The organism is uncultured Lutibacter sp. (assembly GCF_937891065.1).
In the GTDB taxonomy this organism is placed as follows: Bacteria; Bacteroidota; Bacteroidia; order Flavobacteriales; family Flavobacteriaceae; genus Lutibacter.
Map to the genome: position 1 here is coordinate 1 of NZ_CALAEQ010000154.1, position 9,303 is coordinate 9,303.

A 9,303-nucleotide genomic window follows, 5' to 3' on the forward strand; every position below is an offset into this window, starting at 1 on the left:
CAAATGAATATTCGCTTAAAACCAATAGAATTGTCACATAAAGAAGCTGTCTCGTTAATAATTGCAGGTTGTGTGGCCTATGGAATGATACTATTTTCTAAAGTAAAAAAAGACGACCAGTGTTTGGTTATTGGAGCTTCTGGCGGTATTGGAAGTATGGTAACTCAAATGCTTAAAGCAAAAGGGGCCATTGTAACTGGTTTGTGTAGTACTCGTAATATTGAAATGGTGAAAGAAAATGGGGCAGATTTTATTATTGACTACACCAAGGAAAATTTCAGTGAAATACTGAATTATCAAGGTAAGAAAATGGATTTGGTCTTCGACTCTGTAGGTGGAAAAAATTTGGAGGATAAATCTATAGAAGTATTGCATAAAAAAGGAAAATTCTTAACGGTTTGTGGACCTGAGAAATACATTGGCTCTAAAAAACTTAGCTGGGGCGAAGTAATTTCTATGTTTAGTTATATTATGAAACGTTCTATTTTTTCAAAATTCATTGGGCCTGCATATATATTTTCTGAAAAAGCACCATCAACAACCATTAATGAGATGCTTGATTTTGTGATTCAGCACAATATTAGAATTCCTTTTGACAGCGTCATTCCATTACAACTTAAAGAATTGAAGGATGCATTAACGCATCTTGCTAATCATAAGGTTACGGGTAGAATTGTAATTGATATGAATAAATAAGTCTATTTTGTTAAATTATTCTTATACTTCAAAGGCTTCAACATCGTAAGAATTAAATTTACTATTTTTGTATTTTTGAAATATAGATTTCAAATGAATTAATTAAGTTTAATCAAATAATAGTTATTTATTGTTATGTTTTTTATAGTAGGGATTTTTATAGCTATATTTTTAAAGCTTCTCTTGTTAACAATTGAATTTAATAAATCAAATTATATTCTTGATTAGCAGTGTATGGAAATATTATTATTGATAGGTGCCTTTCAAGCTGTTTTTTTTGTTGTTTTAGTACTTTCTAAGAAACATAAATCAGTATCCGACAAAATATTGGCCTTATGGCTTTCCTTTTTTTCAGTTCATTTAGCATTTGTTTATTTTTCTTTCAAAGCAGGTGTTATTTTTTACATTGATTATGGATATCTACCTTCAGGAGTGCTCGTTTTATATTATTCTATAATGTATGTCTATACAAAATCATTAATATCTAACGAGAACGTTTTTAAAGCCAAATGGTTAGTTCACCTTATACCAACCATTATTGTTTATATTAGTATTATTCCATTTGCCCAACTTCCTTATGAGGATAAAGAAAAGTTTGTAACTAATATCTCATCAAATACTTATCAATATTTTGTTCTTGGAATTATTTTATTATTTGTAACACTTTATCTTGTTGCTATATTTAGGCTCTTAAATAAACATCAAATTACGATTCGGAAAATGTTTTCTTATGAGGAAAATATCAGTTTAAATTGGATTAGAGTACTAGCTGTTCTCCTTACTTCGTTATGGGTTATTATGTCTAGTCTTGTTGCTTTCGTTTATTATATTGATATAACGTCACCGACATTACTTCCTAAAGACCATGTGATGCTTGATATGCAAGGACAATTAGCTTTTGTGGTTTTTGTTTTCTTGTTAGGTTTTTTTGGAATAAAACAGCAAATGATTTATTCAACTCAGATATCATTAAAAGAATCTGCGACTACAAATGTGTTAACTTCTTCAAAAGAAAATGCACAAGCAATAAGTATTAGTCAAGAAAAAGAAGTTTTAACTGAAAAATATGAAAAATCTGGTTTAAATGAGGAAATGGCCTCTGAGATTTATGCGAATTTGAATGAGCTAATGAAAAATAAGCTAACATATATAAATGACACGCTTTCTCTAGTTGAACTTGCAAAACAACTTCAAGTTCACCCAAACCACTTATCCCAGGTTATAAATGAAATGGAAGGCAAGAATTTTTATAATTACATTAATTCACTTCGAATCACTGAATTTATTCGGTTAGCTTCATTGCCAGATAACAAAAAATATACGATGATTTCTTTGGCTTATGATTGTGGTTTTAACACAAAATCTACATTTAATAAGCATTTTAAATTAGTTACTGGAAAAACACCTACGAAATTTTTTAGTGTTTAGCCAATTACTGGAACAATTACTGGATTTCCCTGTAAATTCACACTCTTATTTTTAATAATTTATTTTGAGCTAATTACAACATTATTAAATGTTTAGTTGTTTTTTCTTATAGGCGAGAACCTGTGTTTTTGTATGCCTTGAATACGAGTACTTTCTCTTTCTTAGAGTACCGCATCTTTGTTCAAAATTAGCACGGTATGTCATTCATATACATTAAAAATTTGATTTCATGAAAAACAACATTTTATATTTAATTGTCGCTGTAATATCTTTTTCGTCTTGTAATAATACAAATGATGTACCTGAGCAACCAAAAACAATTGCTGGTACTTGGAATGCCATAAGTTTTATTTCCAATCAGCCACTATATGACATGAATAGCAATGGTATAAATTCGACAGAGCTTCTAGAAGAACTTCCATGTAGATATTCAACATTAATACTCAGATCAGATTTGTCATTTTACCAGGAAAACAACACTTTTTCTTATGATGAGCAACTTGAAGCATATAGTTGTACAACTACAGAGGATATTTCATTTGTTAGTGGTACGTGGAAAGTTAATCAAGATTTTACATTGTTATCATTAGAAGTAAATGGAAACACTGCTTTTCTTGAAATTGAATTTGATGGCGAATTGTTAAAGTTTGAATCCTCTGAAAAATTTGTAGATCGAAATCAACAAGGTGAATTTGAAAACATGTATGGTAAAGTAATTCTTAAAAGAAATTAAAACCCGATGACTCAGATTATTTTTAGAAGCGCAACAAAATTAACGAAACAAATCAGAGATAAAGACATCTCTTGTGAATTAGTAGTAAAACAGTTTTTAGAACAGATAAAAAAGCATGATAAGATGCTAAATAACTAGAATTATTAACCGACGGATTTAAGATCCCTAAAATATTTAATAAAACTTAACTACCTGAAAATCAGATTAAATTTACACATCCTTATAAACTAGAACACCTTACTTATAGGTAAGTTCTTCTAAACAGGTAATGTGTTTATAATTTTGAACTCAAATAAAATAAACAATAAAATAGTAAAATAATTTAAAATCAAAATAATGAAAAAATTAGTAATGTTATGTATGTTATTTACCTCAATTATATCTGCTCAGGAAACGAATACCGTGAGCGGTATTATTAAGGATATAAATAATGGCGAAACAGTTTTTGGGGCCTCTGTATATTTAAAAGGCACAACAATTGGAGTTATGAGTAATGAGTATGGTTTTTATTCCATTACTGCTCCAAAGGGTACTTATTCGTTAGTAATATCTTATTTAGGATATTCAGATATGATTCAAGAAATTGAGTTAAAAGAAAATCAAAAGATAGATTTTGAAATTACAGAAGCTTCAATGCAATTAGATGAAATTGTAATTTCTTCAGGAGAAACTGAAATGGTCAATATTAGGAAACCACAAATGAGTGTTTCTAAAGTAAATGTTGCCACTATTAAAAAAATGCCTGTTGTTTTGGGAGAAGTAGACATCATAAAATCTATTCAAATGCTTCCTGGGGTTACTAATAATGGTGAAGCTTCTAGTGGTTTTAATGTTAGAGGTGGTGCTGTTGATCAAAACTTGGTATTGTTAGATGAAGCAATTATTTACAACACTTCTCACTTATTAGGTTTTTTCTCAGTATTTAACGCAGATGCAATCAAGGATGTAAAACTTTACAAAGGAGGCATCCCTGCACGATTTGGAGGTAGAGTTTCATCGGTATTAGATGTTCGTCAAAAGGATGGAAATAATAAAAATTTCAAATTAACAGGTGGTATTGGTCTTATTTCAAGCAGACTGGCAGTTGAAGGACCTGTTTTTAAAGATAAAGGTTCATTCTTATTGGCAGGTAGAAGTTCATATGCTCACTTGTTTATGAAACTTGCAGAAGAAAATGACAACAGTGCTCAATTTTACGATTTAAACTTAAAAACAAACTATAATATAAATGAAAACAATAAACTTTTTCTTTCGGGATATTTTGGAAGAGATTCTTTTGATATGGCAGGAGGTTTTGAAAGCAGCTACGGAAATTTATCTGGAAACTTACGATGGAACCATATCTTTAATGATAAATTATTTTCAAACGTATCTTTAATTTATAGTAAATATGATTATGACTTATCAATAGATGCTTTTGAATTTGATTGGGTTTCATCTATAACTAATTACAATGTAAAATACGATCTTAAATATTATGCAAGTGATGCATTTAAATTAGATTTTGGTGCCAATGCTATTTATTATGAATTTGATCCAGGAGCAATAAATCCTACAACCGAAAGTTCTCCTATTAATTCTTTACAATTAGATTTAAAAAAGGCTTTTGAAAGTGGATTGTATATAAATGCAGAACACAAACTTACAGACAAGCTTACGGCTCAATATGGATTGAGATATAGTAATTTTTCAAGATTAGGAGGTCAATCATTAGTAGATTATGCTGATAATAAACCCGTAGTTTTTAATGAGACATTAGGTATTTATGAAGCAGGAACTGCAATAGGTGAAACTGAATTTGAAAATGATGAAAAAATAATAACTTTTAACAATTTAGAGCCACGTGTTTCTTTATCATATCAATTAAATGAATCATCTTCTTTTAAAGCAGGGTATTCTAAAACAGCTCAATATGTTCATTTATTGTCAAACACTCAATCTGTAACTCCTTTAGATGTTTGGACACCTAGTGGAAAATTTATAAAACCACAATTATCTGATCAATATGCTTTAGGTTATTTTAGAAACTTTAAAGATCGCCTATATTCTTTTGAAGTTGAGGCTTATTACAAAACAGTTGATAATAGAATTGACTATATAGACGGTTCTAATTTAATAGGGAATAATACTATTGAAACAGAAATTTTAAACGGTGAATCTAGAGGTTATGGATTAGAATTTTTACTTCGTAAAAACGAAGGGAAATTTACGGGATGGTTAGCATATACATATTCAAAATCTGAACAACGTACTTTAGGTGGTTCAGCAGGTGGCCCAGGAATTAATGATGGAGCTTGGTATAAATCGAATCACGACAGAACACATGACATCTCTTTAACAGGAAGTTATGCATTTAATGATAAATGGACTTTTGGTTCTAATTTAGTATTCCAAACAGGGCGTCCAGTAACATATCCAACAGGAGAATATCAATATGAAGACGTAAGAATTGCAAGTTATTCTGAAAGAAATTCAGATAGATTACCTACGTATCATAGACTAGATATTTCTGCAACGTATACACCAAACAGAAGACCTGAAAAACAATGGAAAGGTGAATGGGTTTTTGGAATTAATAATGTTTACAATCGTAAAAACGCAGCATCTATATCATTCGGTCAAAATAGAGAAACTGGTGCAAACGAAGCTACCAGAACTTCAATTTTCGGAATTGTACCATCAGTATCATATAACTTTAAATTTTAATAAAAATGAAAACATATTATAAAAACATAGCACTATTATTAACCATTATTTTAACGTCTTGTACAGATGTTATAGATGTAGAAGTCCAAGTTGCAGCACCAAGATTAGTAATTGAAGCATCAATTGATTGGGAAAAAGGAACTTTAGGAAATGAGCAAACTATTAAATTAAGCACATCAACTCCGTATTTTGATTCTGATGAAATTAGCATAGTTACAGGAGCTTCAGTAAAAGTAACAAATGACAATGATGGTACAGAATTTGTTTTTTTAGATCAAAATAATGGGAATTATACCGTTTCAAATTTTATACCTGAGATAAATCAATCCTATACGTTAGAAGTAATATATGAAGGTGAAACATATAATGCTCATGAAAACATGATGTCTGTAGTAGATATTGACGCTATTTATCAAACAACTGAAAAAGGTTTTGACAATGAGGTTTTAGAAATAAATGCCGATTTTAATGATCCAATAGAAGAAGAAAATTATTACTTATTCAAACTTAAAAGGCAGAATGATTTATTACCAATATTATTAGATATTTCAGATGAATTTACAAATGGAAATCTAACAACGGTATTTTATGAAAGAGAGAAAGATGAAGATATTAATCAGGAAGAATTTGTAGTTGGAGATATCGTAGATGTTGAATTTTATGGTATATCTGAACAATATTACAATTATATAGGTTTATTAATTGTCCAATATGAAAGTCTAGGTGATCCTTTTAGTACAACACCAGTACCATTAAAAGGAAATTGCACAAACACAACGAGTCCAGAAAATTATGCCTTCGGTTATTTTAGATTATCACAAGTAGTAAAAGATAGTTACACCTTTGAATAATTTTAATTAATATGACTATAGAACGAAAACTCGCTAACCTATTCAACTTAAATGATGAGAACTGGATGCGTCATGCGAATCCTTGGAGTGTATGGACTCGATATTCTGTGTTACCAATTATAATCGTTGCTTTTTGGTCAAGACTATGGATAGGTTGGTGGTGTTTAGTTCCGATCATTATTTCAATATTATGGATGTTTATAAACCCAATTTTTTTTAACAAAGCAACATCTACTAAAAATTGGGCATCCAAAGCAGTATTAGGGGAGCGAGTTTACTTAAATCGGGATACAATTGAAATTCCAAAAACACATAAAACACCTTTATTAAAAATCCTAAATATAGTTTCATCTGTAGGTTTGGGATTGGCTATTTGGGCAATTGTATATTATTCCGTTTGGGGAGTATTCTATGGAATATCTCTAACATACTTAGGGAAAAGTTGGTATTTAGATAGAATGGTTTGGTTATATGAGGATATGAAAGAAACCAATGCCATTTACAAAAGTTGGGAGTATTAATTTAATAACTACTAAATGAGTCTCTATGAATGATACTAAAAAAATAGAAGGAATAATTAACAATTCAAATCTACTCAAACATTTAAAGTTTGAGTTAATTAACAAAGAACATGTTGTATCACTAATTGATTCAGATGGCTATGAAATTGTAAGAGGTTATGGTAATACAGCTATAGAGGCACTAAATGATATGCATAGCAATTTGTTATAAAAATTATTAATAATAATGAGTAATTATAAATATGCAATACTGAAGGAACTACAATTAGTGCTTATAATATTTAAAAATGAAGTAACATTTAAAGGACTTAAAGAACTTATAAAAAAATTAAATATTGATGTTGAATTTAAAATAAGTTATAAAATCTTAATTGACCTTAGGTTGTCAAAGATTGATATGACATTTGATGAGGTTGAAAGATTCAGTAATTGTATACACAAAAGCACGAAACTAGATACAAGTTTTTTGATTTCCTTCTTTACAGAAACTCCTGAGCAAGTTGTAACATCAACAATCTACTCATCAAATAATCTACAATATAAAGTCTTAAGTACGCTAGAAGCGTCACTAAATCATTTAAATGTTAAAGCTTCAAATTTTGAAATGATTGATAAAAGAATTAAGAATTATAAATAAGAAAACTCTAAAATAATGAAACTTAATATGCAAATTATTAGTATGCTTATAGTGATTTTTTTATCAGTAAACATATATGGTCAAAACAGATTACAGAAATTAGCAATGTCATCGTTTGATAACAATAAAGAATCAATGTATGATTCTAAGGAAAACATAATTGTAATTAGCATTGTGGATTTTCAAAACCCTAACGAATTTGAAAATCTAAACAAACTAGCTAAAAAATATAAAAATGATAATGTACAATTTATTGCCGTTACTGATAAAATTGATGACAATGAATTCAATTTATTAAAAGTTCAACTTTCGCATTATAAATATTTATCTAAAGATGAAAATGAGAAGGTATTCAACATGTATCAAACAAATATGTTTAAAGTTTTTCCAATTCAAATTTTAATAAATGCAAACGGAAAAATGAAATATAAAAAGAAAGGAAGAGCAAATAATATTGAAGATAAATTATCAAAAAGAATAGATAGATTTCTATATAAGAAGATAAATGACATTAAACACAAAGAATTTCAATTTGCGATGAATTAATTAATTAATTCAGAAGAATTTGTGGAATATAGTGGTATTAAATTGGATATTGTTAATGATTATTTACAAAAAGTATCATAGTATTTAATGTAATTTGTGTTGATTTAGCTAGTTGAGAATTTTTTATTTGAGTTGAGAAATTCATTTACGCATAAAGGGGTATCTATGGGATTTAGTTTGTCAGGGCAATACGACTTTGAAAAACCATTCAAAGACCCTCATAGCTCTAAATATATTTGGGCACGTATTCCAATTCATCAAAAAAGGATAAATGGAGGGTTAATAACATTCTACGCTAAACGATGGCCGTTTGTACTGATAGAGATTATTGAGGAAACAATCCAAAACTAAAGCTAACAATGGTAATCGTTGCGCAAGGCACTAAAAAATCATAACACATACTTCAAAAACTCCTTTTTAAGGGGTTTTTGTTTTTAATAATCGTGTTGGAGCTTCAATTTTTTAAGCCAACCAATCCACTTATTTGAGATGTAAATAAGGCTTTTAATTCTAAAACAAAAAGATGCATTGCTTTTGCATCACTTTTTACAGTTTTGGAGATAAATTTTAGATACTTTTTCAAGTTATAAGCCATTGCTGAAAGGTGCATTACTTTATTTGCTTGCTGTAAGCCAATAGTGTTTATTTTTCTGAGTCCCATAAATTGAGTTAGGGTGCCAAATACAGGTTCAACCGTAAAGATTACGACACATTAATTGAACAAGATAAACCTATATTACTAGATTTTTATGCAGATTGGTGTGGTCCTTGTCAGTCATTATTACCAACGGTAGAAAAATTAGCGAAGGAATATGATGGTAACATTGAAATTCAAAAAGTGAATGTAGATAAAAATAGTGAGTTATCTTCAAAGTTTGGAGTAAGAAGTATACCCGCTTTATTTTTCTTAAAAAAAGGGGAAGTAGTTGATACATTAAATGGAGTAGTCCCAGAAAAAGTATTAATAGAGAAATTAGAATTGTTACTTAATTAGTAGTAGCAAGATTTACAATCTGATTATTTAGGAGAAAAGATATTGTTTTTATCTTAGAATTCGCATCTGTTTGTATAGCATCGGCAAAAAGTGAGCTTTTAAAGGGTTAAATCTAAGAGATAGATTTAATATTTTTTTATTAAAAATAGTATGAATTAACTTGTTTAATAATAAATAGCATATTATATTTG

At 29.0% G+C, this 9,303-nt stretch carries 11 protein-coding genes; 10 read left to right on the top strand and 1 reads right to left on the bottom strand.

All coding sequences use genetic code 11. The features are described 5' to 3' along the window. From Q0352_RS08485 to Q0352_RS08525, 9 genes are all read left to right on the top strand, one after another. A partial coding sequence (locus Q0352_RS08485; protein WP_299526622.1) for a zinc-binding dehydrogenase occupies window positions 1-696 on the top strand: 696 nt, incomplete at its 5' end. Window positions 697-930: 234 nt separating this feature from the next. Beyond that, window positions 931-2,124, top strand: coding sequence for an AraC family transcriptional regulator (locus tag Q0352_RS08490; RefSeq protein WP_299526624.1), 1,194 nt, complete (start codon window positions 931-933; stop codon window positions 2,122-2,124). Window positions 2,125-2,353: 229 nt separating this feature from the next. Further along, window positions 2,354-2,857, top strand: a complete 504-nt coding sequence (locus Q0352_RS08495; RefSeq protein ID WP_299526627.1) for a hypothetical protein — start codon at window positions 2,354-2,356, stop codon at window positions 2,855-2,857. 336 nt (window positions 2,858-3,193) lie between these two features. Beyond that, entirely contained in the window at window positions 3,194-5,563 is a 2,370-nt protein-coding gene (locus Q0352_RS08500; protein WP_299526630.1) for a TonB-dependent receptor, read from the top strand. Window positions 5,564-5,568: 5 nt separating this feature from the next. After that, a complete protein-coding gene (locus tag Q0352_RS08505; protein ID WP_299526633.1) occupies window positions 5,569-6,414 on the top strand; it encodes a DUF4249 domain-containing protein in 846 nt (281 codons plus the stop codon). 11 nt (window positions 6,415-6,425) lie between these two features. After that, entirely contained in the window at window positions 6,426-6,935 is a 510-nt protein-coding gene (locus Q0352_RS08510; RefSeq protein ID WP_299526635.1) for a DUF6653 family protein, read from the top strand. A 25-nt stretch (window positions 6,936-6,960) separates the two neighbouring features. Further along, window positions 6,961-7,146, top strand: coding sequence for a hypothetical protein (locus Q0352_RS08515; protein WP_299526637.1), 186 nt, complete (start codon window positions 6,961-6,963; stop codon window positions 7,144-7,146). Window positions 7,147-7,161: 15 nt separating this feature from the next. Continuing rightward, the gene (locus tag Q0352_RS08520) at window positions 7,162-7,572 is read left to right on the top strand and encodes a hypothetical protein (protein WP_299526639.1); all 411 of its coding nucleotides are present in this window, start codon (window positions 7,162-7,164) and stop codon (window positions 7,570-7,572) included. Window positions 7,573-7,587: 15 nt separating this feature from the next. Next, entirely contained in the window at window positions 7,588-8,118 is a 531-nt protein-coding gene (locus tag Q0352_RS08525) for a hypothetical protein (protein ID WP_299526641.1), read from the top strand. Window positions 8,119-8,572: 454 nt separating this feature from the next. Here Q0352_RS08525 and Q0352_RS08530 read toward each other — a convergent pair whose 3' ends face one another. After that, window positions 8,573-8,779, bottom strand: a complete 207-nt coding sequence (locus Q0352_RS08530) for a transposase (RefSeq protein ID WP_299526643.1) — start codon at window positions 8,777-8,779, stop codon at window positions 8,573-8,575. 54 nt (window positions 8,780-8,833) lie between these two features. Between Q0352_RS08530 and trxA the strand changes: the two genes are divergently transcribed. Further along, a complete protein-coding gene (gene trxA, locus Q0352_RS08535) occupies window positions 8,834-9,112 on the top strand; it encodes a thioredoxin (RefSeq protein WP_299526645.1) in 279 nt (92 codons plus the stop codon). Window positions 9,113-9,303: the final 191 nt, after the last annotated feature.

Excerpts from the sequence above, each read along its gene's own strand:
- Q0352_RS08490 (WP_299526624.1), top strand. The coding sequence starts at position 931 with ATGGAAATATTATTATTGATAGGTGCCTTTCAAGCTGTTTTTTTTGTT.
- Q0352_RS08495 (WP_299526627.1), top strand. The coding sequence starts at position 2,354 with ATGAAAAACAACATTTTATATTTAATTGTCGCTGTAATATCTTTTTCG.
- Q0352_RS08500 (WP_299526630.1), top strand. The coding sequence starts at position 3,194 with ATGAAAAAATTAGTAATGTTATGTATGTTATTTACCTCAATTATATCT.
- Q0352_RS08505 (WP_299526633.1), top strand. The coding sequence starts at position 5,569 with ATGAAAACATATTATAAAAACATAGCACTATTATTAACCATTATTTTA.
- Q0352_RS08510 (WP_299526635.1), top strand. The coding sequence starts at position 6,426 with ATGACTATAGAACGAAAACTCGCTAACCTATTCAACTTAAATGATGAG.
- Q0352_RS08515 (WP_299526637.1), top strand. The coding sequence starts at position 6,961 with ATGAATGATACTAAAAAAATAGAAGGAATAATTAACAATTCAAATCTA.
- Q0352_RS08520 (WP_299526639.1), top strand. The coding sequence starts at position 7,162 with ATGAGTAATTATAAATATGCAATACTGAAGGAACTACAATTAGTGCTT.
- Q0352_RS08525 (WP_299526641.1), top strand. The coding sequence starts at position 7,588 with ATGAAACTTAATATGCAAATTATTAGTATGCTTATAGTGATTTTTTTA.
- Q0352_RS08530 (WP_299526643.1), bottom strand. The coding sequence starts at position 8,779 with ATGGGACTCAGAAAAATAAACACTATTGGCTTACAGCAAGCAAATAAA.